21 protein-coding genes are annotated in these 25,716 nt (G+C 62.6%); 13 read left to right on the plus strand and 8 right to left on the minus strand.

Translation table 11 applies throughout. The features are described from left to right. Positions 1-260 precede the first annotated feature (260 nt). The 3 genes from BUC04_RS18295 (at position 261) to BUC04_RS18300 (ending at position 1,602) form a co-directional block, all read left to right on the plus strand. Complete coding sequence (locus BUC04_RS18295; RefSeq protein ID WP_067660303.1) at positions 261-743, plus strand: hypothetical protein; 483 nt, start codon at positions 261-263, stop codon at positions 741-743. A 155-nt stretch (positions 744-898) separates the two neighbouring features. Beyond that, a complete protein-coding gene (locus BUC04_RS24105; RefSeq protein WP_169799589.1) occupies positions 899-1,045 on the plus strand; it encodes a hypothetical protein in 147 nt (48 codons plus the stop codon). Between the two features lie 329 nt (positions 1,046-1,374). Next, the gene (locus BUC04_RS18300) at positions 1,375-1,602 is read left to right on the plus strand and encodes a hypothetical protein (protein WP_067660300.1); all 228 of its coding nucleotides are present in this window, start codon (positions 1,375-1,377) and stop codon (positions 1,600-1,602) included. A gap of 54 nt (positions 1,603-1,656) precedes the next feature. Here the strand turns inward: BUC04_RS18300 and BUC04_RS18305 are convergent, their stop codons facing one another. Then, on the minus strand, positions 1,657-2,235 hold the full coding sequence (locus tag BUC04_RS18305; RefSeq protein ID WP_143165789.1) for a DUF6498-containing protein: 579 nt from the start codon (positions 2,233-2,235) through the stop codon (positions 1,657-1,659). 56 nt (positions 2,236-2,291) lie between these two features. Next, positions 2,292-2,819, minus strand: a complete 528-nt coding sequence (locus BUC04_RS18310; RefSeq protein WP_067660291.1) for a DUF2062 domain-containing protein — start codon at positions 2,817-2,819, stop codon at positions 2,292-2,294. Between the two features lie 30 nt (positions 2,820-2,849). Between BUC04_RS18310 and BUC04_RS18315 the strand changes: the two genes are divergently transcribed. The 5 genes from BUC04_RS18315 to kdsB all read left to right on the plus strand — a co-directional run bounded on the left by BUC04_RS18315 (position 2,850) and on the right by kdsB (position 8,776). Further along, positions 2,850-5,036 (plus strand): DNA internalization-related competence protein ComEC/Rec2, encoded by a 2,187-nt coding sequence (locus tag BUC04_RS18315; protein ID WP_073326059.1) that lies wholly within the window; start codon positions 2,850-2,852, stop codon positions 5,034-5,036. Between the two features lie 93 nt (positions 5,037-5,129). Next, positions 5,130-6,881, plus strand: a complete 1,752-nt coding sequence (gene msbA / locus BUC04_RS18320) for a lipid A export permease/ATP-binding protein MsbA (protein WP_067660284.1) — start codon at positions 5,130-5,132, stop codon at positions 6,879-6,881. Further along, on the plus strand, positions 6,881-7,861 hold the full coding sequence (gene lpxK / locus BUC04_RS18325) for a tetraacyldisaccharide 4'-kinase (protein ID WP_067660281.1): 981 nt from the start codon (positions 6,881-6,883) through the stop codon (positions 7,859-7,861). The genes msbA and lpxK overlap by 1 nt, the downstream gene beginning before the upstream one ends. Beyond that, positions 7,851-8,033 (plus strand): Trm112 family protein, encoded by a 183-nt coding sequence (locus BUC04_RS18330; protein ID WP_067660279.1) that lies wholly within the window; start codon positions 7,851-7,853, stop codon positions 8,031-8,033. Before lpxK ends, BUC04_RS18330 begins: the two co-directional genes overlap by 11 nt. Further along, positions 8,030-8,776, plus strand: coding sequence for a 3-deoxy-manno-octulosonate cytidylyltransferase (gene kdsB / locus BUC04_RS18335; RefSeq protein ID WP_067660276.1), 747 nt, complete (start codon positions 8,030-8,032; stop codon positions 8,774-8,776). Before BUC04_RS18330 ends, kdsB begins: the two co-directional genes overlap by 4 nt. A gap of 61 nt (positions 8,777-8,837) precedes the next feature. On the opposite strand, the gene BUC04_RS18340 is transcribed toward kdsB, so the two are convergent. The 6 genes from BUC04_RS18340 to BUC04_RS18365 form a co-directional block, all read right to left on the minus strand. Continuing rightward, positions 8,838-9,224 (minus strand): hypothetical protein, encoded by a 387-nt coding sequence (locus tag BUC04_RS18340; RefSeq protein ID WP_067660273.1) that lies wholly within the window; start codon positions 9,222-9,224, stop codon positions 8,838-8,840. Between the two features lie 3 nt (positions 9,225-9,227). After that, positions 9,228-10,088 carry an MBL fold metallo-hydrolase gene (locus BUC04_RS18345; protein ID WP_067660270.1) on the minus strand — a complete coding sequence of 287 codons (861 nt, stop codon included), beginning with the start codon at positions 10,086-10,088 and terminating at the stop codon, positions 9,228-9,230. A 134-nt stretch (positions 10,089-10,222) separates the two neighbouring features. Beyond that, a complete protein-coding gene (locus BUC04_RS18350) occupies positions 10,223-13,264 on the minus strand; it encodes an efflux RND transporter permease subunit (protein ID WP_067660267.1) in 3,042 nt (1,013 codons plus the stop codon). Continuing rightward, positions 13,257-16,499 carry an efflux RND transporter permease subunit gene (locus BUC04_RS18355; protein ID WP_067660264.1) on the minus strand — a complete coding sequence of 1,081 codons (3,243 nt, stop codon included), beginning with the start codon at positions 16,497-16,499 and terminating at the stop codon, positions 13,257-13,259. Before BUC04_RS18355 ends, BUC04_RS18350 begins: the two co-directional genes overlap by 8 nt. A 9-nt stretch (positions 16,500-16,508) precedes the next feature. Beyond that, complete coding sequence (locus BUC04_RS18360; protein ID WP_067660261.1) at positions 16,509-17,567, minus strand: efflux RND transporter periplasmic adaptor subunit; 1,059 nt, start codon at positions 17,565-17,567, stop codon at positions 16,509-16,511. 283 nt (positions 17,568-17,850) lie between these two features. Beyond that, positions 17,851-19,140, minus strand: coding sequence for a citrate synthase (locus BUC04_RS18365; RefSeq protein ID WP_067660258.1), 1,290 nt, complete (start codon positions 19,138-19,140; stop codon positions 17,851-17,853). Positions 19,141-19,586: 446 nt separating this feature from the next. Here BUC04_RS18365 and sdhC point away from each other — a divergent pair, with 446 nt between their 5' ends. The 5 genes from sdhC to sucA all read left to right on the plus strand — a co-directional run bounded on the left by sdhC (position 19,587) and on the right by sucA (position 25,712). Continuing rightward, positions 19,587-19,964 (plus strand): succinate dehydrogenase cytochrome b556 subunit, encoded by a 378-nt coding sequence (gene sdhC, locus BUC04_RS18370; RefSeq protein WP_218006142.1) that lies wholly within the window; start codon positions 19,587-19,589, stop codon positions 19,962-19,964. Beyond that, positions 19,958-20,305, plus strand: coding sequence for a succinate dehydrogenase, hydrophobic membrane anchor protein (sdhD, locus tag BUC04_RS18375; RefSeq protein WP_067660252.1), 348 nt, complete (start codon positions 19,958-19,960; stop codon positions 20,303-20,305). Before sdhC ends, sdhD begins: the two co-directional genes overlap by 7 nt. Beyond that, positions 20,306-22,066, plus strand: a complete 1,761-nt coding sequence (gene sdhA, locus BUC04_RS18380) for a succinate dehydrogenase flavoprotein subunit (RefSeq protein ID WP_067660250.1) — start codon at positions 20,306-20,308, stop codon at positions 22,064-22,066. 14 nt (positions 22,067-22,080) lie between these two features. Continuing rightward, a complete protein-coding gene (locus tag BUC04_RS18385; protein ID WP_067660247.1) occupies positions 22,081-22,788 on the plus strand; it encodes a succinate dehydrogenase iron-sulfur subunit in 708 nt (235 codons plus the stop codon). A gap of 116 nt (positions 22,789-22,904) precedes the next feature. Beyond that, positions 22,905-25,712 carry a 2-oxoglutarate dehydrogenase E1 component gene (sucA, locus tag BUC04_RS18390; RefSeq protein WP_067660244.1) on the plus strand — a complete coding sequence of 936 codons (2,808 nt, stop codon included), beginning with the start codon at positions 22,905-22,907 and terminating at the stop codon, positions 25,710-25,712. Positions 25,713-25,716 lie beyond the last annotated feature (4 nt).

Raw genomic sequence — 25,716 nt, forward strand, 5'->3', positions numbered from 1 at the left:
TTAAGCCCTTTTCATCGAGTCTCGCCTGGACTGCCCGTTACACCGAAGCGCTGCAGCCCGGTCGTACCGGCGTTGCTCGGGTTAACGCTGACTGCTTTGATGTCGTTTCTGCAATGGGGTCTGATCTGCGCCGATTTTTATCGGGAGACCGGTCGGCACCGCTCTCTTTCGTCCGCTTCTTGTACCGCCGCGCTGCCTGCGCCCATCCGGGGTTGCTGGCAGCGTAGCGGTGCCCGGGGCGTTGTAGATTTGGAGCGATGATGTTGAAGCGAGCGGCCCTGTCCCCCTTGTCCCTGTTGACGGCCACCCTGGCCCTGGTTTCGGCGGTGGAGTTGATGCCACCGAGTTTGGTCGCACCCTGGCTGCTGGTGTTGCTGGCCTTAACGGTGCAGCTCGGGCATGGCGCAACGGGCAAGCGACAGGTTTGGCGCAGTGTGGTTGGATGCTTGCGGTCATTGGACTTGGCCCGGGTCGGCAGCGGCCTGCTTGGCGTGGCTGGGCTCTGTCTACTGGTTTGGGTGTCACCCACATTGGTGGGGCTCAGCTCGGTCCTGCTGGTGGTTCTGATGCTAACCACCACCTTGCTGCTGGTGGTGGCGGCTTGCCGCTGGGTGCAGGTGAAAAGCCGTGATTACTTCTCGTCGGTGCCACTGAGCGGCCGGGCCAAGGCAACCAACCAGTGGCAGCAGCAAGGCTATCCCGCCCTGCTGATGTTGGTGTGTGGACTGCTGTTGCTGAGCTGAGCAGTACGGTATGAAGCGGTGGGAGCGCCACAACCCCCAATGGGGGCGGCCTCAGCCCGGCAAGGTCTTTGGTTAAAAATTGACCGGGATCAGTGAGCTTATCCTTACCTTGCCGCACCATGGGCTAGCTGGTCTGACTACTTGTGGAGGTTACAATGAAACGTCAGAGTCCACCCCCGGTTTGCCCCATGGCTGCACTGCGCGGTTGCCCTCGCTGTCCTATCTACAAGGTTTGCCTGCCTAAGTACGTTATCGGCGATACCCCACTGCCTAAGGGCGGCAGTCGCCCCAAGGGCCGCTAACGCCATTTAACGCGACGTAACGCAACTCACCTCAACGAGGGCATCGATTCCGGGCTGACCTCTGGTCCGCCTGGGACTGGTTGTGCCTGGCTCTCCTCTTTTCCCCCTCTTCTCTCGATCACGACTGGTGCGAACGCTTAAAGCTCAGGTCGCGGCTGGTGCCAATGGGGGAGGGGATCACTTCGTGTCGTTAACTGACCTAGTTCTCAGCCTGCTATCCCGTCACCATGATGGTCAGATTCCCCCCAATCTTCACAATGCCAGCGAGGGCATGCTGGTGTCACTACAGGGACGACGACTCCACCCCTTCGAACCCTGAGGAAGTGACCGTGACGGAGATTTCGATTTACCTGGCCCTGGTAGCCTGTTGTGCCCTGTTTGCCTTTATCCGCGGCAAGGATCCCATTGCTGCAGCATTGATGGGTATCACCCTGACCCCGGCGATGGGTCTGGTGTACGTATTGCTGCCAGGCACCCGTGATGGCGCGCTGGATGGCAGCGATGCCAGCGGCGAAGAGGCGGCGCAACCCTTCTCTGCGCTGGCCAATCCGGCTTAACAAGCATTGCCCCTGCTCCGGCGTAAGCCGACCTGTAAAAGCCCAGCCTGGTCGTCAGTGCTGGGCTTTTTTGCTCTCTATCACCGGTTTACTGCGAGCCCAGGGGCCATAGAGCAACAGCAAAACCAGCCACAGTGCCGCCGATTGCCACCCCAGTGCTTCCAGCAGGGCCAGGGCCAGAATGGTCAGGTGCAGCAGCACCACATTGCGATAGGGGCGGGCCATCACCTTGTTCAGCGGCACGCCCTCGGGCCAGCAGCCAAGTTTGTCCCATTGGCTGAGCGCGGTGGCCAGCACCATGGGCCAGTAGTTTTGCAAGGCGCTGGTGAACAGGGCGGGAAACCGGTCAGTGTCGGCGCCACTGCCCTGGGACAGAGGCAGAAAGTCCGACAGCACCATGGCGTGGACGAAGTGAAAGAAGCTGAAGTGAAACAGGAAGAACAACCCCTGGCCGAGGCGACGCCGCAGTGGCCAGGGGGCGCGGCCGAGCATCAACAGGATATCGACCCAGCCCAAAAGCAGGGAGCTAAGCCAGAGGCTCCAGATCAGGTCCCGGGCTTGCCACTCCAACAGCAAAGCCGCGGCCAGGGTGAGCAACAGGCCCACCCAGGGCAGAGCAGGGTGTGTCGACATGGTGCCCCAAGGGCAGTGAGAAAGGCCTTAAGCCTAGGCTAAGGGGGGAATGCTTGTCAGGAGTAGCGCTGTTGTCGGTCTTCACGACGCTTCTTCCAACTGAACAGGATGGAGTAGCGCCACAGGCTGTTGATCACCAAGTAGGTGCCCAACGAGCAGATCAGTCCCAGCAGGGCACAGCCGAGCAGGAAGGGGGGGCCATAGTCATGCAGGCTGTCCGCGAGCCAGCCCCAGCTCAACTCGAAGTGAAAGCCGGTGCGCTCCCAGTTCATCACCCAGGTACCCATCAGGTAGGCGGCGTAGAACATTACCGGCATGGTAATGGGATTGGAGATCCACACGGTGGCGATGGCCAGGGGCATATTGACCCCGGCGATGATGGCCAGGATGGCCGCCAGGATCATCTGGAACGGGATAGGCATCCAGGCGGAGAACACACCAAGGGCCAGTGCTCCACTGGCAGAGCGCCGGTTGAGGTGCCAGATGTTGGCCCGCTGCATCCAGGGGCCCAGCATCTTTAGGTATTTGTTCTGACGGATCAGTTCGGGATCCGGCATGAAGCGTCTTAGTGTTCTTTTTGGCATGGGGTGCCAATGTTACCTAAATAACTAAGGATGAATGTTTTCCTACTGGGATGGGTCGCAGTCCTGACGCTAAGTGTAGTTTGGCCCGTACTGCTCCCTCTGCCAGCCTTGCTGGCCATTATACCCGTGTCGATATTGCTGATCCGTTACCCATTTGTGGTAGGCGCCCTGTTGGGGCTGGCCTATGGGCAACTGCACAGTCACGCCTTGACCTCACCACAACGTGCACTGAATCCCGGTATTCATCAGCTGGTTGTGGTGGTCGACTCGGTGCCAGTCGGCGACGCACTATACCAGCGAACCCAATGGCGGGTCGAGACTGTGGCGGGTGAAAAGCTGCCCTTTTGGGCGGCAAACCGATTGGAGCTGGGCTGGTATAACGGCCCGCCGCTGGCGTTGGGGCAGCGCTACCGGATCGAAGCGAAACTGCGGGATCCCTGGGGCAGCGCCAACCAGGGCGGAGTTGACCGGCGCCGAAGCCTGTTGGCCCAGGGGGTGACCGCCCAGGGCTATATCCGCTCGGGTCAGCCGTTGGCCAGCCCCGGGCACTGGCGCCAATCGTTGATGCACCAGTTGGCTGGGCTCACCGCGTCGTTGCCTCGCGGGGATCTGATCCGTGCCCTGGTGCTGGCGGACCGGCGTGGCATCAGCGACGAGCGCTGGCAGCAGCTGCGCCAGGCCGGATTGCTGCACCTGATGGCCATTTCCGGTTTGCACCTGTCCATCGTGGCGGGTTTGGTGTTGTGGCTGGCCGGGCAGGGCGTTCGTCGACTCTGGCCTGATCCCCGGGGGCGGGCCCGGCCGCTGGCCTGGATGCTGGCCGCGCTGGCGGTGGTGGGCTACGGCACCCTGGCGGGCTTTGCCCTGCCCACCCAGCGGGCCTGCCTGTCGGTGCTGCTGGGATTGCTGCTGCTTTGGCAGTGTCGCCAGGGGCAGCCCTGGGAGCTTTTGCTGCGAGTGGCGGCGGTGGTGTTGCTGGCACAGCCCCTAGCGGCGATGAGTCCGGGATTCTGGCTCTCCTTTGGTGCGGTGGTACTGATCCTGCTCACCGCCTGGGCGATGCCCAAGGGCCGGCCCCGCTGGCAAAGCCTGCTGGCGATCCAGTGTGTGTTGAGCCTGGGGCTGGGGTTGGTGCAGCTGGCCTGGTTTGGTCATTACAGCCTGCACGGTGTGTGGGCTAACCTGCTGCTGTTGCCTTATTTCAGTGTGTTGGTGCTGCCGGTGTGTTTGCTTACCGCTGCCGTGGCGTTATTTGGTGGCCCCAATCTACTATGGCTGGCGGATGCCCTGATTAGCCCTCTGGACTGGGCCGCGCGGGGAGCGGCCCAGCTAGGCTGGGGCAGCGGTATCCTCCCTGCCGGGGTTTGGCCGCTGTTGCTTATGGCGCTGTTGGCCTTGCTGTTGCTGTGCTGGCGCCCCTGGCGGGGTTGGCGATGGCAGGCACCACTGTTGCTGCTGCCGGGCCTGCTGGCATTCAGCACGACACCGCCGGGCTGGCAGCTGGTGGTGATCGATGTGGGACAGGGGCTCTCTGTACTGGTGCAGCGAGGGCGCCATGGCTTGCTGTACGATACCGGGGCCAGTGGACCGGGCTTTAGCTACGCCCAGAGTGTGGTACTGCCGCTGTTGGCCGCCCGTGGGGTTGCGCAGTTGGATTACCTGGTGGTGAGTCACGGCGACAATGACCACGCCGGCGGTGCCGGGGCTATCCGCGCAGCCTTTCCCAGGGCCCAGGTGGTGGGGCACGATGGCCAACCTTGTCAGCAGGGGCCAATGCAATGGCAGGGTTTGACCCTGCGTTGGACCCAGGCGCCGCTGGCGGGCAACGATGGTTCCTGCGTGCTGATGCTCAGCGATGGCCGCCATCGCGTGCTGTTGCCGGGGGATATCGAGGCAGGGGGTGAGCGTCACCTGCTGGCGCAGGGCTGGCCCGGGCCGGTGAGCCTGATGCTGGCGCCTCACCATGGCTCAGCCAGCTCCAGCAGCCTGGCCCTGGTGGAGCATTTTGCCCCCCATCATGTGGTGTTTGCCGCCGGTTGGCCCAACCGATGGGGCTTTCCCAGGGCGGAGGTGCAGCAGCGCTACCGTGCCCAAGGGGCGCAATTGTGGCACAGCGGCCAGATGGGACAGCTGGAGGGGGAGTTTGGCCCGGACGGCAGCCTGAGCCTCACCAGCTTTCGCCAGGACCGGGCGCCCTGGTGGTATAACCGGCAATAAGACGGTTACTGGTCTACAAATCAAGCTAAGACATTGGTATCCCTCGAGCCGCGGAGTATGATGGCCCCTTCGTAAAAACGCAGATTTCGGTACATGAGCGAAAAGAATTCCGGTCAGGTGTGGCCGACCTTCCAGCGGCTTTGGCCCTATGTTCGGCCCTACAAGCTGGCCTTCGTCGCCGCTGTCATTGCCATGGCGGTGTACGGCAGTGTTGATGCGGCGATGATCTACCTGGTCAAGCCCCTTATCGACAACGGCCTGGCCGAGGGCAACGCCTCGGCACTGCGCTGGGCACCCTTGATCATCATCGGCCTGTTTGTGGTTCGGGGGCTGGGCAACTTTGTCTCCACCTACTGCCTGGCCTGGGTCAGCCAACATGTGGTTCGCTCGATGCGTCAGGCGGTGTTTGAGAAGTACCTGCGTCTGCCGGTGAGCTACTTCGATACCCGCTCCAGCGGCGACCTGATCTCCAAGGTGACTTACGACACCGAACAGGTCTCCCGTGCCTCCTCCAGTGCGCTGGTGTCTATGGTGCGCGACGGCTTCACCGTTATCGCGCTGCTGTTCATCATGTTCTGGGAGAGCTGGCAGCTGTCCACCATCTTCTTCCTGGTGGGGCCGGTGGTGGCCTGGGTGATTGCCCTGGTGAGCCGTCGCTTCCGCAAGGTGTCCAAGAACATTCAGGCGGCCATGGGCGGTGTCACCAGCGCCACCGAGCAGATGCTCAAGGGCCACAAGAACGTGCTGGCGTTCGGTGGCCAGACCCTGGAGGCAGAGCGCTTTGACAAGGTCAACAACCGCACCCGTCAGCAGAACATGAAGCTGGCCGCCGCCCAGGCGATCAGCCAGCCGGCGATCCAGATCCTTGGTGCCATGGCGCTGGCGGTGGTGCTGTTTGTTGCCAGCTTCGACAGCGTACTGAGCAACCTGACCCCGGGCTCCTTCGTGGTGATCATCGGTGCGATGATGGGCCTGATGACCCCGGTGCGTCACCTGACCAAGGTCAACGCCGAGTTCCAGCGCGGCATCGCCGCCGCGCACAGCGTGTTCTCGGTGCTGGACGAGGTGGAAGCCGCTGACGAGGGCAAAAAGACCCTGAACCAGTGTCGCGGTGACGTCCACTTTGACCAGGTGGTGTTCACCTACCCCAACAGCGAAGAGCCGGTGCTCAAGGGCATTGAGCTGGCGGTGCCAGCGGGCAGAACCGTGGCCCTGGTGGGACGCTCGGGCTCGGGCAAAACCACCCTCTCCAGCCTGCTGCCGCGCTTCTATGAGCTGGATTCCGGCCGCATCACCGTGGATGGCCAGGACATCAAGGAGCTGAGCCTGTCCAGTCTGCGTTCGCAGATCGCCACCGTGTCTCAGCAGGTGGTGCTGTTCAACGACACCATCGCCAACAACATCGCCTACGCCTGCGACAGCTCGGTGACCCGGGCACAGATCGAAGCGGCGGCGGAAGCGGCCCACGTGATGCCCTTCGTCAATGACCTGCCGGAAGGGCTGGATACCCTGGTGGGCGAGGACGGCGTGCTGCTGTCCGGTGGCCAGCGCCAGCGTATCGCTATCGCCCGGGCAATTCTGCGTGACGCGCCGATCCTGATCCTGGATGAGGCCACCTCCGCACTGGATACCGAATCAGAGCGGGCGATCCAGTCCGCCCTGGACAGACTGCAGCAGGGTCGTACCTCCCTGGTGATTGCCCATCGCTTGTCCACCATCGAGTCGGCGGATGAGATCGTGGTGATGGACAAAGGCGCCATTGTCGAGCGGGGAGACCATAAGACCCTGCTGGCGGCCGGTGGCGCTTACGCCCAGTTGCACCAGATGCAGTTCGGGGAGAACTGATGCAGGCGTGGCTGGAGCGGGCCTGGCAGCAGGGTCACCCCCTGCTGTGGCTGCTGGCACCTTTGACCGCACTGTTTGTTCTTATCTCTACACTGCGCCGCTGGGCTTACCGACGCGGCTGGCTGGAGCAACCGGAGCTGTCGGTGCCCCTGGTGGTGGTGGGGAACATCAGCGTTGGTGGCAATGGCAAGACCCCGACGGTGATCTATCTGGTAGAGCTGCTTAAGCGCCAGGGCCTGCGTCCCGGCATTATCAGCCGCGGCTACGGTGGCAAGGCGGAGCACTATCCCCTTCGGGTCGACAGCCAAACCCCGGCGGAGCTTTGCGGCGATGAACCGGCCCTGATGGCCCGCCGTACCGGGGTGCCGTTGGCGGTGGGGCCAGACCGTGTCGCCGCGGCCCAGTTGCTGCAGAACGAGGTGGACATCCTGATCAGTGATGATGGCATGCAGCACTATCGACTGGCCCGGCAACTGGAGCTGGCGGTGGTGGATGGCGCTCGCCGTTTCGGTAACGGCTGGCGCTTGCCGATGGGGCCGCTGCGTGAACCGATTGCCCGGCTGTCCCAGTGTGACTGGGTGGTGTGCAACGGTGGCCAGCCCCAACGTGGTGAGTTTCTGATGACCCTGGAGCCGGCCCAATGGCGCCGGGTCCAGGACGATCTGGCCGCCAGCCCGGAAGGTGACTGGGTAGCCATGGCTGGCATCGGCCATCCGCCGCGTTTTTTTGCCACCCTGGCTGAGCTTGGCACGACGCCGGTGGCCTGCCACAGCTTTGCCGATCACCAGGCTTACCAACGGGCCGAACTGGCGGCCCTGACCCAGCCGGGCCAAAGCCTGGTGATGACGGAAAAAGATGCGGTCAAGTGCCGCGACTTTGCCCAGGCTAACTGGTATTACCTACCGGTAACTGCTAGTTTGGGCGCAGATTTTGATAGCCAATTTATGCTCAAAGTGAAGGAAGTGCTCGATGGCGTTTGATAACAAGTTGCTGGAGATCATCGCTTGCCCGGTGTGTAAGGGGAAGCTGGAATACGATCGCGAAGGTCAGCGATTGATCTGCAAGGCGGACCGCCTGGTGTACCCCATTACTGAGGGGATCCCGGTGCTGCTGGAAGACCGGGCAACGCCGCTGGAGAGCGACGAGCAATGAGTTTTGTGGTGGTGATCCCCGCCCGATATGGCTCCACCCGTTTGCCGGGCAAGCCGTTGGCGGAGATCGCCGGTAAGCCGATGATCCAGCACGTCGCCGAGCGGGCCCAGGCCTCCGGCGCGGATCGGGTGGTGGTCGCCACCGATGACGCCCGGGTGGCCGAAGCACTCGAGGGCGTGGTCGAGGTGGTGATGACCTCAGCGGATCATCAAAGCGGCACCGAGCGCCTGGCCGAGGTGGTTAGCCTGCTGGGGCTGTCCGACGACACCCTGGTGGTGAACGTGCAGGGCGATGAGCCGCTGATCCCCGAGGCCAACATCCGCCAGGTGGCGGACAACCTGGCCAAGGGCCCGGCCCAGATGGCGACCCTTGGGGTGGCGATCGAGGATGCCGAGGAGATGCACAACCCCAACGCGGTGAAGGTCGTGTGTGACCGCCACGGTCATGCTCTCTACTTCTCCCGTGCACCCATTCCCTATGACCGTGACCAGTTTGCCCAAACCCAGGGGGTTAGCCCTGGCGCCTGGCGCCATGTCGGTATCTATGGTTATCGTGCTGGCTTCATCCGCCGCTATGTGGCGTGGCCGGTCAGTCCACTGGAGACCATTGAGTCGCTGGAGCAGCTGCGGGTGCTCTACCAGGGGGAGAAGATCCATGTAGCGCTGGCGGAGCAAACCCCGCCGGCCGGGGTGGATACCCCGGAGGATCTTGAGCGGGTTCGCCGCGTGCTGGCCCAGGGCTGATAGGCCGAAACAACAAACGCCGTGTCGATGACACGGCGTTTTTTTGTGGCGTTGTTCAGTGCTACTGATACTGCGGCCAGAGCTCCTTCTGGGTGCCCTCCACCAGGCGGGATAACTCTTCGTACGGGGCAACGCCGTCGAGCAGGAAGTGGGTGACCAGGGCCTGCATCACCAGCAGCAGCACACAGACCAGGATCGCCTTCCAGATGGGGCAGTCCAGCATCAGGCTAAACGCGATGCCCCCGCCCAATATGGCTGCGCTCCAGGCCATGGTGTCCGTTTCGATAAAGCGCAGGGCCAGATCCTGCAGTGCCAGCGCCGCGGCGATGCCCAGTATCGCTGCCCACAGAGCCGGGTTGCCGATCCGAAGCACCCGAACCCCCAGGTAGACCGGCGCCAGGCTCAACAGCAGTGCAACGGCTAAGAAGACGGTCAACTGCATCAACATGGCTTAGTGCTCCTGCATCTCGTTCCAGAGGGTTTCCAGCCAGCGCTCCTTGGTGATAAAGCCCCACTCCCAGCCAGCCAGGGTTTCCGGCAGTTGACGCTTGCGCCACTGCTCCAGGGTTTCGCCGCGGTGGGACTCGGCCCACTCCAGGGATTGCCCCAACATCAGGGCAAAGCGGGCCAGATCCTGTTTGTCGGCCATGTCACCATGGCCCGGGATGATCTGGGTCTGCTCGTTAACCAGGGTCAGAGCTTCTTCCACCCGATGCAGGTACTCGCGCACGCTGCCGCCATGATTGAGGTCGACGAAGGGGAAGCGATCTTTGAAGAACAGATCCCCCATGTGCAACACGTTAGCCTGCTCGAAGTAGACCATGGCATCGCCGTCGGTATGGCCGATGCCACCATGAAACACCTTGATGGTGTCGCCGTTGAAGTGAAACTGGATCCCTTTATCGAAGGTCACCATGGGCCAGGCGGCGGCCGCCACCTCGTTGCTCTGCATGTTCATACGCACGTTGTCATGGGCAAAGACGGTGCCGTCCTGGGCGAAGTGGATGTTGCCGCCGGTGTGATCGCCATGGTGATGGGTATTGATGATAAAGCGGGGCTTGCCCTGGCTTGGCGGGTGCAGTTCCGCCAGTTTTGCGCTGATCCGCTCTGCCAGCGGGGCATACTGGTCATCGATGATCAGCAGGCCATCGTCGCCGGCACTGACGCCGATGTTGCCACCCTGGCCGGTGAGCATGCTGATCCCCGGCGCCAGGGTCTGGCTCTCTATCTTGGTGTCGGCAAAGCGATCCTCGTCCGCCCAGGCCTGGGCGGAGATCAAGACGATGGCGCATAAGATCGGCAGCAGTTTCATCAGAGTTCTCGTAAAAACAGTGTGATGTAACCACAATGTTAAACCTAAATGGCGCGTGTGGCACCGTTAAGTTCGTTTTTTGACCGACTTTGGTTCGGCCCAGCCGGGCAGCGAGGGACGCTGCCCGCCGGGTTTTAGCGCAGCATGGGGAGCCAGCGATCCACTCGGGCCACCACCCGGCCCACGCCAATGGCCACCTGGTGGCGCAGCTTGCACAGCATCAGGTAGAGGTAGGGCACCAGGAACAGGCTGGTGAGGGTGGAGAAGGCCAGGCCACCGATGATGGCGATGGCCATCGGGGTGTAGCTGGGGCCACCACCGGCGATGCGGGTCTCCCACACGGCCAGGGGCAGCAGGCCCAGGATGGTGGTGGCGACGGTCATCAACACCGGCCTCAGCCGGCTGATGGCGGCGTCGATGATCGCCTGCTTGAGGCGGTCCAGATCCGCCTCCCGCTGGTTGATCTGGTCCACCAGCACGATGCCGTTGTTCACTACGATCCCCATCAATACCAGGATCCCGATCATCCCCATCACCGTCATTGAGGCACCGGTGAGCAGGAAGGTCCAGAACACTCCGGTAATGGAGAACAGGATGGAGCTGATCACCGCGGTGGGCAGCAACAGCGACTCGAACAGGGCGGCCATGACGATGTAGATCATGGCGATGGCCAGCAGCATGTTGGTGACCATCAGTTGCTGGCTCTCATCCTGGTACTGGAAGCCACCGCCAAAGCTGTAGCTGTAGCCCTCCGGCAGACGCAGGGTGTCCATCAGCTCGGTGATCTCCTTCTTCAGGTCGTTGTAATCGCGACCCTCCAGGTTGGCGCCGATGGCCAGCGCGGTTTGGCGCCCCTCGTGACGGATCTCCTCCAGGCGAGGCTGTTCGGTCAGGGTCGCCACCTGGCCTAAGGTGATCACCCGGCCCTCCACCTTACCCAGCGGCAGTTCCCGCATCTGGGCTAAAGATTGGCGCCACTGGGGCTGCCACTGCAGCTTAATCTGGATCTCACCGGAGGGATCATGACGGAAGGAGCGTAGGTTCTGGCCACGCAGGGCAGTGGCGACCACCTCGGCACTTTGCTGCAGATCCAGCCCCAACCGGGCCAGCTTGAGTCGGTCAAACTGGACGATCAGCTCCTGCTCCCCGCCTTTGACGTCGGAGCGCACCTGGCTTAGCCCCTCCATTCGGGCCAGCATCGGCACCAACTGCTCCGCCAGCGCCATCAGCACCTCGGTGGAGCGGCCCCGCAGGTAGAGCCGCATGCCGCGGTCGTCGTCGCCGTTCCAGCCGAATACCGGCCGGGCGTGGGTGTACTTGGGAAAGCCTTCGCTGATCTTCTCCATCAGCGCCTTCTTCGGCATCGGCAGATCCTCCAACAGCAGCAGGGTGGTTTGCAGCTCGTTGGGGGCGTAGTAGCTGTAGACCGACTCGATGCCAAACGCCTCCTGATTGGCGTAGAGGTAGGCCTCCATCCGGTCGATCATCGCCTCGCTGGTGGCCAGGCTGTGGCGCCCCTCCAGCTGGTAGTTGACGTAGAGGCGACGGGGATCGCCCTCATCGTCGTCGGCGTTCTTCACCTGGGACATGGGTAGGGCGGTGCTGGCCAGCACCACCAAGGCGATGGCGCCGGTGGCCTTGGGATGGTTGAGCACCCAGGACAGCAGCCGGCGATAGCGCGGTGCGTCGAAGCGACGGGCCTGCTGGCCGAAGTGGCCGAAGCGATACAGCAGCAACGGCAGCAGGGTGCGGGAGATCAGCAGGCTGCAGAACAGGGCGATGCAGATGCTGATGGCCACGTGCTCGAGAAACACGGTGAGCTGTACCTTGACGCCAAAGATGTTGGGCAGGAACACGATGGCGGTGGTGAGGGTACCGGCCATCACCGCCAGGGCGACCTTATCCACCCCTAAGATGACCGCCTGGCGCCGGTTTGGTGCCTGCTGGTGCAGCACGCTTTCGCTGATCACCACCGAGTTGTCGATCAGCATCCCCACCGCCAGCAACAGCCCCATCATCGACAACACATTGAGGGTGTAGCCCAGCAGGTACATCAGCCCCAGGGTGATGATCACCGACAGCGGCACCGCCACCACGATCAGCGCGGTGGTCAGTGGGTTGCGGATAAACAGGAACAGTACGGCAAAGCTGAGCAGGGCGCCGACGCCGCCGGCGGTGGCCAGATCCTGCAGCGACATCTTCACCCCGGCAGCCTGGTCGTCCATGATGAACAGCTCAATCCCCTCGAACTGCGGGTTGTCCTTCACCTGGTCAATGACCGCGTGGATCCGGTCCGCCACCTCCACCAGATTGGCACCGGACTCTTTGAACAGATCCAGCCCCACCGCGTAGGTGCGATCCAAATGACGACCCTCCACCATCTCCGGCTGTCGATAGGCAATGTCCGCCACGTCACCCAGACGGATACCGGGACGCACGGTCAGCCGCTGGATCGACTCGATATCCCGGTATTCACCCTTCTGGGAGACCTGCCAGACCTGGTTGGCGGAACGGATCTGGCCGGCGCTGTTGACGAAGTTCTGCGCCATCAGCTGCTCGGCCAGTTGCTGATGGTCCAGCCCCAGTGCGGTCAGCCGTTCCGGGATCAGCCGGATCTGGATCTCCTGGGGTTGGACCCCGTACAGCGCCACCCGAGATACTCCAGGCAGACGCTCCAGTGGCCGCTTCAGCTGCTTATCCAGCAGGTCCCAGGCGGCAGAGAGGTCACGGGTGGAGGAGAGGCGGATGTTGAGCACCGGCATGTCCTCGGTGGAGAACTGCCAGATCAGCACCCGTTCGACGTCGGCGGGCAGGCGGTGGCGCACCGCATCGACCCGTTCACGCACCTCCACCACCTTGTTGCCGATCGCCTCATCCCAGTTGAAGTCCATCCGTACCCAGGACTCGGTTTGGCTGGAGCCGGAGCGCATTCGCTTAACCCCGCTGAGGGTCGCCAGCGACTCCTCCAGTACGTTGGTGATCTCCCGCTCCACCTCCGCCGGAGAGCCCCCTTCGTAGGGCACCTGTACGGTGATCTGGGGGATCTCCAATCCCGGCCACATCTCCAGCGGCAGCAGTCGGGCCGCCACCAGCCCCAGCAGCGTCAGCGCCAGGAAGGCCATGGTGACGGTGACCGGGCGGCGCAACGCCTTGGCGGTGAGTCCGGACTCAGTCATGGGCCACCTCCGCATCATTGCGTTTTGCGGTCAGGTGGTAGAGCACCGGCAACACCACCAGGGTCAGCAGGGTGGCCAGCAGCAGGCCACTGATCACCGTGATGGCCATGGGGGCGCGCAGTTCAGCGCCTTCCCCCAGACCCAGCAGCATCGGCAGCAGGCCCAGGGTGGTGGTCAGGGTGGTCATCATAATGGGGCGCAGCCGGTTGGCGGCGGCCTGCTGGATGGCGTCAGTGAGCGCTAACCCCTGTTCGCGCAACTGATTGATGCGATCCACCAGCACGATGGCGTTGTTGACCACAATGCCACAGAGCATGATCAGGCCGATAAACACCAGCACCGAGATGGGGGTGGCGGTCAGCCACAGGCCAAGTACTGCCCCGGCCAGGGCCATGGGGACCGCGGCCAGGATCAACAGCGGCTGCAGCAGGGACTCAAACTGGCTGGCCATGACGATGAACACCAGGAATACCGCCAGGCCCAGGGCAATATTGAGGGAGCGACTGGATTGCTCCATCTCCTCGTTCTGGCCGGCAAAGCGCACCTCCAGGCCCGGTGGTAGCGCCAGCTCACTGAGCAGGGTTCTGGCCTGGGCCACGCCCTGGGACAGGCTGCCTTCGCTGAGGCCGGCGCTGACGATAGCGACCCGTTGCTGGGCGATGCGGGTGATCGCCGCAGGACCGACGGATTGCTCGATTCGCGCTACGGCGGAGAGCGGGATGGGGCGGGCAGCGCCGGGGTTGACGATCAGCGCGCCGATGTCCTGCACCTGGTTGCGGGATTGCTCCCGGGCCCGTACCCGGATGTCGATCTTGCGATCCTCCAGGGTGTAGCGGGAGGCGACCGTGCCGCCCACCAGGGTGGCGATGTGGCGGGCCACCTCCGGTGCGGTCAAGCCCAGTGCCGCCAGGCGGGCGTGGTCGAAGTGAATCGCCAGCTCCGGCTGACCCTCCCGCAGGCTGTTGGTGACGTCGGTAAAGCGCGGATCACTGGCCAGGGCGGCGACGATGCGGCCACTGGTGGCCTTGAGCAGCTCCAGGTCAAAGCCGGCGATCTCGATCGCCAGCGGCTGTTTGAAGGTCAGCAGCTGAGGCTGTTTCAGCTCCGCTTCCAGATCCGGGATGCGCCGCACCGCCTGGCGCAGCTGGGTCATCACCTCGGCCTGGGCGTTGGGATCTTCCAGTACTACCTGCAGTCGGCCCCAATTCTCGCCGCTGCGGTTGGTGGCGGAGGAGAGCTGAGCGTCGCTGCCGGCCTGGGAATAGGCATGGCGGACTGAATCCAGCGGCAGCACCACCTGGGCCAGCTGGGCCAACACCCGATCGGTGTGGGCTACGTCGGTGCCCGGCGGCAGCTGCACCTCAAGGTAGAACTCGCCCTGGTTCATCGGTGGGATCAGCTCCATCCCCATCTTCGGCAGCAGGCTGCCAGCCAGGACGGTCAGGCCCAGGGCCAGGGCCAGGGTGAGGCCGCGCTGCTTCAGTGCTGCTGTCAGCAGGCGTGGGTAGAACCAGCTGATGGCGCCAAAGGCCTTGGCAAAGGCCCAGGTAAAGGGGCGCAGCAGCCAGCCAAACAGCTTACGCAGCCCCCGGCCGAGGATCAGCGCGGCGGTCAGCAAGGTGGCGGGCAGCCATTGAAACAGCAGCACAAAGGGCAGGGCAAACAGGGTGGCGCCCTGTTGGCGCAGCCGGCCCCAGCGCCCTTCGGCGCGGGCGCGCGGCATCAGGCTGGGGGGCGTTGGCCAGTGCAGGCCACGGCGTCCGGCCAACATGGGGATGGCCGTTAAGGCGATGAGGAGTGACGCAACCAGGGCGAAGGTGACAGTGAGGGCTTGATCACCAAACAGAACCCCGGCCACGCCCTCCACAAACAGCAAAGGGATGAAGACCGCAAGGGTGGTAAGGGTGGAGGCGGTGATGGCGCCGGCCACCTCGCGGGTGCCGTTTTCGGCGGCCTGGGCCCGGCTTTCGGGCTTGCCGTCCTGGCCCTGTTGCTGGCGATGACGGTCGATGTTCTCCAGTACCACGATGGCGTTGTCCACCAACAAACCCACCGCCAGGGCGATCCCCCCCAGTGACATCAGGTTGAGGCTGATGTCGGCGAAGTACATCAGGTTAAAGGTGGCGATCACCGAGACCGGGATCGACAGGCAGATGATCAGGGTAGGGCGCAGATCCCGCAGGAACAGGTAGATCACCCCCATTGCCAGCAGGGCACCGAGCACGGCGGCGGAGAGCACCTCGTCGATCGCCCCCTGGATAAACTGGGATTGGTCATACAGTACCTCAATCTCGCGGGCGTCCTGGCGTTCGGCCAGCTTGTCCAGTCGGGCACGGACCGCGGCAGCCACCGCCACGGCATTGGCGTCGCCCTCTTTGTAGATGGCGATCTCCACCGCATCCTCACCGTCCACCCGGGAGATGTCGGTGCGCTCGGCAAAGGCGTCCTTGACCTGGGCCACCTGGTGCAGCCGGATCTGGCGGCCCTCCTCCCGGTACACCACGATGTTGGCCAGTTCCTCGACGGTGCTGAACTGGTTGAGGGTGCGCACCAGCAGCTCCTGGCTGCCCTGGGTCAGCTTGCCGGCGGACAGATTGATGTTCTCTGCGTTGATCCGCTCCACCAGTGCTTCCGGGGTAAGGTTGAGCTGGGCCAGGCGCTCCGGGTCCAGCAGGATCTGTACCTCGCGGACCAGGCCACCGGAGGGTTGGACCGAGGCGACGCCACTGACCGACTCCAGCTGGCGCTTGAGGTCTTCCTCGGCCCAGCTACGCAGGGCCACCAGGCTGGCCTCGTCCGCCAGCGGGGACTTCACCCCCAGGCGCAGGATCGGGTCCAGGTTGGGGTTAAATCTCAGGATCAGTGGCTTATCGACGTCCAGCGGCAACCAGATGGCGTCCAGCTTCTCCCGTACTTCCAGGGCGGCGATGTCCATCGGCGTGCCCCACTCGAACTCCAGCTGCAGATCGGACAGGCCGGCGCGGGAGGTGGAGGTCATGCGGCGCAAGCCCTTTACGATGCCCACCGACTCTTCCAGTGGCTTGGACACCAGTTGCTCCACTTCGATGGGGGCGGCACCGGGGTAGAGGGTGCGCACCGTCAGGGTGGGGTAGTTCATCTCCGGCAGCAGGGTGACCGCCAGGCGGGAGAAGCCGACCATGCCAAACAGCAGCAGGGTGAGGATCCCCATCCAGACGGTGACCGGCCGTTTGACCGAGGTACGGATCAGGCTCATGGGATCCCCTTACTGCTTGGCAGCGAGTTGCAGGGCGTCGATGACCTCCACCGGGGTGTCATCACGCAGCTGATGGTGACCGCGGATCACCACCTCCTCGCCAGGATTGAGCCCGGACAGGATCTCAACCCGGTCGCCATCGCTGAAGCCCAGCTCGACGTTGCGGCTTTGCGCCTTGCCTTCGCTGACCACGAACACCGAATGGCCTAGGTCCTGGCGGATCAGCGCGATGCGCGGCAGCACCAGGGCGTTGTCGTGGGTGTCGAAGCGCAGCCGGGCACGGCTGAACATGCCGGCCTTCAGGTCCCGATCGGGATTGGCCACCAGCAGGGTGATCTTAAAGGTGCCGGTATTGGGGTCCACCGTCGGGGCGATGCGAAGCACAGTGGCAGGCACCTGGCCCAGGGCGCCACCCACCTCCAGTTGGGCGTGCTGGCCCAGCTGAACGCGGCTGAGTTCCTGTTCCGGCAGGTGGAGGATGCCGTGCAGCGGGTGTTGCTGGACCACATGAAACAGCGGGGTGTGCTCCTGGGCCATATTGCCGATCTTCACCATCCGGGTGGCGATAACGCCGTCGATGGGGGAGACCACCCGGCTGTAGGCCAGTTGCAGTTGTGCCATGTCGCGCTCGGCCAGGGCGGCTTGCTGCTGGTATTCCAGTTTGGCCATCTGCTCCTGACTGACCAGCTGTGCGTTAGCGATCTGCTTGAGTCGCTGCAGCTCCTGCTCGATCACGTCCAGCTCCGCCTGGGCCTTGGAAAGGTTGAGGCGATAGCGCTGGGCATCGATGGTGGCCAGCAGTTGCCCGGCCTTGACCTGATCCCCCTCCTCAACGGCGATGGTCTCGATGATCCCGCCGATACGGCTCACCACCTGCGCCTCTTCCGGCGCTTCCAGGGTGGCGGTGGTGTGGTAGTAATCGGAGACGGAGTCCTGGCCTACCGGCTGGGTTTCCACTGGGATCCCCACCGGTACGTCGGCTTGGTCCGGCGCCTCTGAGGAGGCTTGGCCGTTGCAGCCGCTGAGGCCAAGGAGCAGAACCAGGGGCAAGAGTCGGGCGATGTCCATTCTGTTGTTTCCTACTGATGATGTGGCGACGCACATCGATATGCCAGCAACGTGCCAATCATATAAAAATCAATTAATACAATATCTTAGCTTCAGTTAGCTTGGCTGAGTGGTGAGGTTGTTAACCAAGTGTTGAAACCCACACCTAATGATTGGCGAAAATCACTACAACGGTATGACCGATTGCCCCAATCGCTTCTCTGCTCTGACAAAACCGGGTTTTAGACGAACGACAGGCACAAAAAAACCAGCCCGAGGGCTGGTTTTTGTTCAGTGCGTAGGCTTAGCCACGCTGGTTGCCAGGCAGGTAATCCCGCTTGGTCGGGCCGGTGTAGAGCTGGCGCGGACGGCCAATCTTGTGGCCCGGCTGGCTCAGCATCTCCTGCCAGTGTGATACCCAGCCCACGGTGCGGGACAGGGCGAAAATCACGGTGAACATGGAGGTGGGGATGCCGATCGCCTTCATGATGATGCCGGAGTAGAAGTCCACGTTGGGGTAGAGCTTCTTCTCAATGAAGTAGGGGTCGGACAGCGCGATGCGCTCCAGCTCCATCGCCACGTCCAGCAGCGGATCCTGGATGTCCAGCTCCGCCAGTACCTCGTGGCAGGTTTCGCGCATCACGGTGGCGCGGGGGTCGAAGTTCTTGTACACCCGGTGGCCGAAGCCCATCAAGCGGAACGGGTCGTTCTTGTCCTTGGCGCGGGCCACAAACTCCGGAATATTGTCGACGTTGCCGATCTCTTCCAGCATGTTGAGGCAGGCCTCGTTGGCGCCACCATGGGCCGGGCCCCACAGGGAAGCAACCCCGGCAGAGATACAGGCGAACGGGTTGGCACCGGAGGAGCCGGCCAGGCGCACCGTGGAGGTGGAAGCATTCTGCTCGTGGTCCGCATGCAGAATAAAGATGCGGTCCATCGCCCGCTCAATGATGGGGTTCACAACGTACTCTTCGCAGGGCACGGAGAACATCATGTGGAGGAAGTTACCGGCGAACGACAGCTCGTTACGCGGGTAAACAAAGGGCTGGCCCAGGTTGTACTTGTACGCCATGGCCGCCAGGGTCGGCATCTTGGAGATGAGACGGATGGCCGCAACGGAGCGGTGGTGCTCGTCGTTAACGTCCAGTGAATCGTGGTAGAACGCCGACAGAGCGCCGACCACACCACAGAGGATTGCCATCGGGTGCGCGTCACGGCGGAAGCCCTTAAAGAAGGTCGCCAGTTGTTCGTGCACCATGGTGTGATGGGTCACCAGGTGGGTGAATTCTTTCATCTGCTCGGTGGTGGGCAGCTCGCCCTTGAGCAGCAGGTAGCACACTTCCAGGTAGCTGGACTGAGTCGCCAGCTGATCAATGGGATAGCCCCGGTGGAGCAGAATGCCCTTTGCTCCATCAATATAAGTGATCGCGGATTCGCAAGAGGCAGTGGCCAGGAAGCCCGGATCAAAAGTGAAGTGTTCGTGTTTACCCAGGCTACTGATGTCGATGACATCGTGGCCAGCAGAGCCGGATTTGATCGGGAGCTCTACGGTGTCCCGACCCGGGATCTGAAGCTTGGCAACGTGATCGCCCATAGCTGGTTCTCCTTACTTCTTTTATCGTTATCCATGTTGTCACGCGCCGACAGTTTAGGTGACCTCAATCACAAAAGGCAATCCCCTTGAGATGACGAACGTTCATACGAGAACGCGGCTCATTCGGTTTATCTCGCGTGAATTAGCGCAAATCCCTGTCAAGTGAAAACTGAACTAAAGTCGCAATTGAACCAAAAGTGTGACGTTTGTATTTGTTTTTTTGCCTCTGTATACTGGCCGCGACCCTCGGGAGCGGTCCATTTCAGCGCGACTTGTGTGGATTAGAGTCGGCCCTGAATGGAAGGTTCAAAAGGTGGCAAAAAGTCAGCAATGAGGGCCCCTTGGCAGTGACAGAAATGGCTGTTTTTCACCGGACAGGCGTAGCGTTACTGAGAAAAGGGTGAAAACGATAATTATTTGCTCAATGGAGCTGAGTGAGCAGAACTGTGAATAAGCCAAGACCTGTCTACCTGGATCTGCAACAGATCCAATTCCCCGCGACGGCGATTGCGTCCATCCTGCACCGTGTTTCCGGTGTGGTGTTGTTTGGCGCCATCGCAATCCTCCTGTGGCTGTTTGCCACCTCCCTCGAATCTGCCGATGGCTTCGCCCAGGTCAGTGCCCTGATGAATGGGTTCCTGGCCAAGCTGGTCCTCTGGGCCATCCTTACCGCCTTCGCCTACCACCTGTGCAGTGGCATTCGACACCTGCTGATGGATATGGGTCACTTCGAGGGCTCCATGGAGAGCGGCAACCGTTCTGCCCGCGTCGCCTTTGCCGGCGCCGCCGTATTGTCTGTATTAGCGGGGATCTGGTTATGGTGAGAAGCGCCGCCACCCTCGGACGCAGCGGCGTCCACGATTTTGTCCTGCTGCGCGCCAGCGCACTGGTTCTGGCCAGCTACCTGATCTTTCTGGTGGGCTACCTCGTTTGCACTCCACAACTGACCTTTGACGTGTGGCAGGGATTGTTCGCCGGTACTGCGATGAAGGTGTACACCCTGTTGGCGCTGCTGTCGCTGTTGATCCACGGTTGGATCGGCCTGTGGCAGGTGCTGACCGACTACGTCAAGCCAGTGGGCCTGCGTGCCTTCCTGCAACTGACCGTCAATCTGGTTCTGCTGGCCTATCTGAGCGCCGGTGTTGTGATCCTGTGGGGTGTATAAGTGACTATTCCAGTAAAAGAATTTGATGCCATTGTGATTGGTGCCGGTGGCGCGGGGATGCGCGCGGCACTGCAGATCTCCAAAGAGGGCAAGAGCTGCGCCCTGCTGTCCAAGGTGTTCCCGACCCGCTCCCACACCGTGTCTGCCCAGGGTGGCATCACCGTGGCGCTGGGCAATGCCCACGAGGACAACTGGGAATGGCACATGTACGACACCGTTAAGGGCTCCGACTACATCGGTGACCAGGACGCCATTGAGTACATGTGTAAGACCGGCCCGGAAGCGATCATCGAGATGGAGAACATGGGCCTGCCCTTCTCCCGCTTCGAGAACGGCAAGGTGTACCAGCGTCCGTTCGGCGGCCAGTCCAAGGAGTTTGGTGGCGAGCAGGCGGCCCGTACCGCCGCGGCCGCTGACCGTACCGGCCATGCCCTGCTTCACTGCCTGTATCAGCAAAACGTTAAGAACAAGACCGAGGTGTACTCCGAGTGGTACGCCCTGGACCTGGTGAAGAACCAGGACGGTGCCGTGGTGGGTGCCACCGCCATCGACATCGAAACCGGCGAGATTGTCTACTTCAAGGCCAAGGCCACGGTATTGGCCACCGGCGGCGCCGGTCGCATCTACGCCTCCACCACCAACGCCCACATCAACACCGGTGACGGTGTCGGTATGGCCCTGCGTGCCGGTGTGCCGGTACAGGATATGGAGATGTGGCAGTTCCACCCCACCGGCATCGCCGGCGCCGGGGTACTGGTAACCGAAGGTTGCCGGGGTGAGGGCGGCTACCTGCTCAATAAAGATGGCGAGCGCTTTATGGAGCGTTACGCCCCTAACGCCAAAGACCTTGCCGGTCGCGACGTGGTGGCCCGCTCCATCATGACCGAGATCCGTGAAGGCCGCGGCTGCGATGGCCCTTGGGGTCCCCACGCCAAGCTGAAGTTGGACCACCTGGGCCGAGAAGTGCTGGAATCCCGCCTGCCGGGCATCATGGAGCTGTCCAAGACCTTCGCCCACGTTGACCCTGCGGTTGAGCCGATCCCGGTGATCCCCACCTGTCACTACATGATGGGCGGGATCCCCACCAACGTGAACGGTCAGGTGATTGGCGCCGACGAGCAGCCGATCCAGGGCCTACTGGCGGTGGGCGAGATTGCCTGTGTTTCCGTACACGGTGCCAACCGCCTCGGCGGTAACTCCCTGCTCGACCTGGTGGTGTTCGGCCGTGCCGCTGGCATGCACCTGGGCGAGACCCTGGATGCCCAGGGTGAAGCCCGCGACGCCTCCGAGTCTGACCTTGAAGCCAGCCTCAGCCGCCTCAATCGCTGGGACAGCAGTACCTCCGGCAACGGCGAGGATCCGGTTCAGATCCGCAAGGACCTGCAGCAGTGCATGCAGCTCAACTTCTCCGTGTTCCGTCAGGGCGAGGCGATGGCCGAAGGCCTGGAGGAGCTCAAAACCATCCAGGACCGCCTGCAAAGCGCCAAGCTGTCCGACAGCTCCAAGGCGTTCAACACCCAGCGCATCGAGTGCCTGGAGCTGGACAACCTGATGGAGACGGCCGTGGCCACTGCCATGGCGGCCAACTTCCGCACCGAAAGCCGTGGTGCGCACTCCCGGGAAGATTTCCCGGAGCGGGACGACGAGAACTGGCTGGTCCACAGCCTGTACAACCCGATCACCGGTGAGATGGGCAAGCGCGACGTCAACATGACGCCGAAGCTGCGTGACGCCTTCCCGCCGAAGAAGCGTACTTACTAAGGAGGGACAGGACGATGAAATTGGACGTTTCTGTCTATCGCTACAACCCGGAGTCTGACGCCCGGCCGACGATGCAGGACTACACCCTGGATCTGCCGGAAGGCTCCGACATGATGGTGCTGGACGTATTGCTGCTGCTCAAGGAGCAGGATCCCAGCCTGTCGTTCCGTCGTTCCTGCCGGGAAGGGGTCTGTGGCTCCGACGGCATCAACATGAACGGCAAGAACGGTCTGGCCTGCATCACCCCCATCTCCACCTTTAAGGGCAAGAAGCTGAAGATCCGGCCGCTGCCGGGGATGCCGGTGGTGCGTGACCTGGTGGTCGACCTGACCCAGTTCTACAAGCAGTACGAGAAGATCAAGCCGTTCCTGATCAACGACGACAAGACCCCGGCCCGGGAGCACCTGCAGTCACCGGAGCAGCGCGCCAAGCTGGACGGCCTGTACGAGTGCATTCTCTGTGCCTGTTGCTCCACCGCCTGTCCGTCGTTCTGGTGGAACCCGGACAAGTTCGTTGGCCCCAGTGGTCTGCTGCACGCGTACCGCTTCCTGATCGACAGCCGGGATACCGCTACCGATGAGCGCCTGGCGGAGCTGGACGACGCCTTCAGCGTGTTCCGCTGCCACGGCATCATGAACTGCGTGAACGTCTGTCCGAAGGGGCTCAACCCAACCCAAGCGATTGGCCACATCAAATCCATGCTGCTCAACCGTGCCGTGTGAACGGTCCGATGAGCTGACAAGGTGAAGAAGGGCCACGCTTTGCAACACAACGGCGTGGCTTTTCTGTATAAAGCTCTGAGCAGTGACCCTCAGAGCAGGAAGAGAAAGGAAGGATAATGCAACGGGATTCTCTAAAGGCCTGGCGGGCAAGCTCCCACTTTACAGGAGCCAATGCCCCCTATATCGAAGAGCTGTACGAGGCCTACCTGGACGATCCTGGTTCGGTATCGGAAGAGTGGCATAGCATCTTCGCCGAGTTGCCGACCAATGGGGTCGAAGCGGACGTCGCCCATACCAAGATCCGCGACTACTTCCGGGAAACTGCCCTGGACAGCAACCGCTCCAAGAAGACCACCGTCGACCCGGAACTGTCAGAGAAACAGGTTCGGGTGCTGCAGATGATCAACGCCTACCGTTTCCGTGGCCACCAGGCCGCCAAGCTTGACCCGCTCGGGTTGTGGGACCGGGAACCGGTAGCGGAACTGGACCCGAGCCACCACGGCCTCACCGACGAGGACCTGGGCCGGGAGTTCAACACAGGTTCCTACGCCTACGGTGGCGAAACCATGAAGCTGTCCGATCTGGTGGGCAGCCTGGCCAAGACCTACTGTGGCCACATTGGCGCCGAATACATGCACATCACCAACACCGATGAGAAGCGCTGGATCCAGCAGCGCCTTGAGACGGTGCTGGCCCAGCCGCGCTACGACGCCGAGCACAAACAACGGATCCTGGCCGGGCTGAACGCCGCCGAGGGTCTGGAAAAGTACCTGGGTGCCAAGTTCCCGGGCGCCAAGCGCTTCTCGCTGGAAGGCGGCGACGCCATGATCCCGATGATGCGCGAACTGATCTACCGCTCCGGTGAGCAGGGCGCCAAAGAGGTGGTGATCGGCATGGCCCACCGTGGCCGTCTCAATATGCTGGTCAACGTGCTGGGCAAAAAGCCCGGTGACCTGTTTGACGAGTTCGCCGGCAAGCACGACGAGGCACTGGGCAGTGGTGACGTGAAATACCACCAGGGCTTCTCCTCCGATTTCGCCACCCCCGGCGGCAACGTCCACCTGGCGCTGGCGTTCAACCCCTCGCACCTGGAGATCGTTGCCCCGGTGGTGATGGGCTCGGTGCGGGCGCGGATGGATCGCCGCAACTGCGAAACCGGCAAGCTGGTGATGCCCATCACCATCCACGGTGACTCCGCCATCGCCGGTCAGGGCGTGGTGCAGGAAACCCTCAACATGTCCCAGACCCGGGGCTTCCATGTGGGTGGCGCCATCCGCGTGGTGATCAACAACCAGGTGGGCTTCACCACCTCCAACCCGCGCGACACCCGCTCTACCGAGTACTGCACCGACATCGCCAAGATGCTGCAGGCACCGGTGTTCCATGTGAACGCCGACGACCCGGAAGCGGTGGCGCTGGTGGCCCAGATCGCGGTGGATTACCGCTACGAGTTTGGCCGCGACGTGTTCATTGACCTCATCTGTTACCGCCGTCATGGCCACAACGAAGCGGATGAGCCCAATGCCACTCAGCCGCTGATGTACCAGAAGATCAAGAAGCACCCGACGCCGCGTAAGATCTACGCCGACCGGCTGATCGAGCAGGGGGTGATGAGCAGCGAAGAGGTGACCGAGCAGATCAACACCTACCGCGAGCAGCTCGATCACGGCGACTGCGTGGTGCCGGAATGGCGCACCATGTCTGAGCACTCCGTCGACTGGAGCCCCTACCTGGGCCACGACTGGGACGCCGATTGGGAACACAAGGAACCGCTGGAGGAGCTTAAGCGCCTGGGCCGCGAGATCGCCGAGGTGCCGCCGTCGCACAAGCTGCAATCCCGGGTTGCCAAGATCTACAAAGACCGTGAAGCGATGGCCGCCGGCGACAAGCCGCTGGATTGGGGCATGGCGGAAACCCTGGCCTACGCCACCCTGCTGGAGAAGCAGTACCGGGTGCGCATCACCGGTCAGGACTCCGGCCGTGGCACCTTCTTCCACCGCCACGCTGTCCTGCATAACCAGGATAACGCCACCACCTACATGCCGCTGCGTCACCTGAAGGAGGACCAGGGCCCGATCGAGATCCACGACTCAGTGCTGTCCGAGGCGGCGGTACTGGCGTTCGAGTATGGCTACGCTACCGCGGAGCCGTCCGGCCTGACCATGTGGGAAGCCCAGTTTGGTGACTTCGCCAACGGTGCCCAGGTGGTGATCGACCAGTTCCTCTCGTCCGGTGAGCAGAAGTGGGGCCGCCTGTGTGGCCTGACCATGCTGCTGCCCCACGGCTACGAAGGGCAGGGCCCGGAGCACTCCTCCGCCCGTCTGGAGCGCTTCCTGCAGCTTTGTGCCAACCACAACATGCAGGTGTGTATCCCCACCACCCCGGCCCAGGTCTACCACATGATCCGGCGCCAGACCCTGCGGCCGATGCGTCGTCCGCTGGTGGTGATGAGCCCCAAATCCCTGCTGCGTCACCCGCTGGCGGTGAGCGACCTGGAGGAGCTGGCCCACGGCACCTACCAGAACGTCATCGGCGAGGTGGACGAGCTGGATCCCAAGGGCGTCAACCGGGTGGTGTTCTGCTCCGGTAAGGTCTACTTCGACCTGTTGGACAAGCGTCGCCGTGAGGGGCTAACCAACGTCGCCCTGGTACGGGTTGAGCAGTTGTATCCCTTCCCCGCCGAGGAGATGAGCAAGGTGCTGGAGGATTACCAGCACGTGACCGACTTCGTCTGGTGTCAGGAGGAGCCACAGAACCAGGGGGCCTGGTATTGCAGCCAGCACCACTTCTGGCAGGCTATCCCCTCCGGCGCCAACCTGTCCTACGCCGGCCGTGAGGCTTCGGCCGCACCGGCAGTAGGGTATCCTTCCGTCCATAACAAACAACAGCAGGCCTTGGTGAATGCCGCGCTGAATCTGAATTAAGCGA

It is taken from the genome of Ferrimonas marina, from assembly GCF_900129905.1.
Classification (GTDB): domain Bacteria; phylum Pseudomonadota; class Gammaproteobacteria; order Enterobacterales; family Shewanellaceae; genus Ferrimonas; species Ferrimonas marina.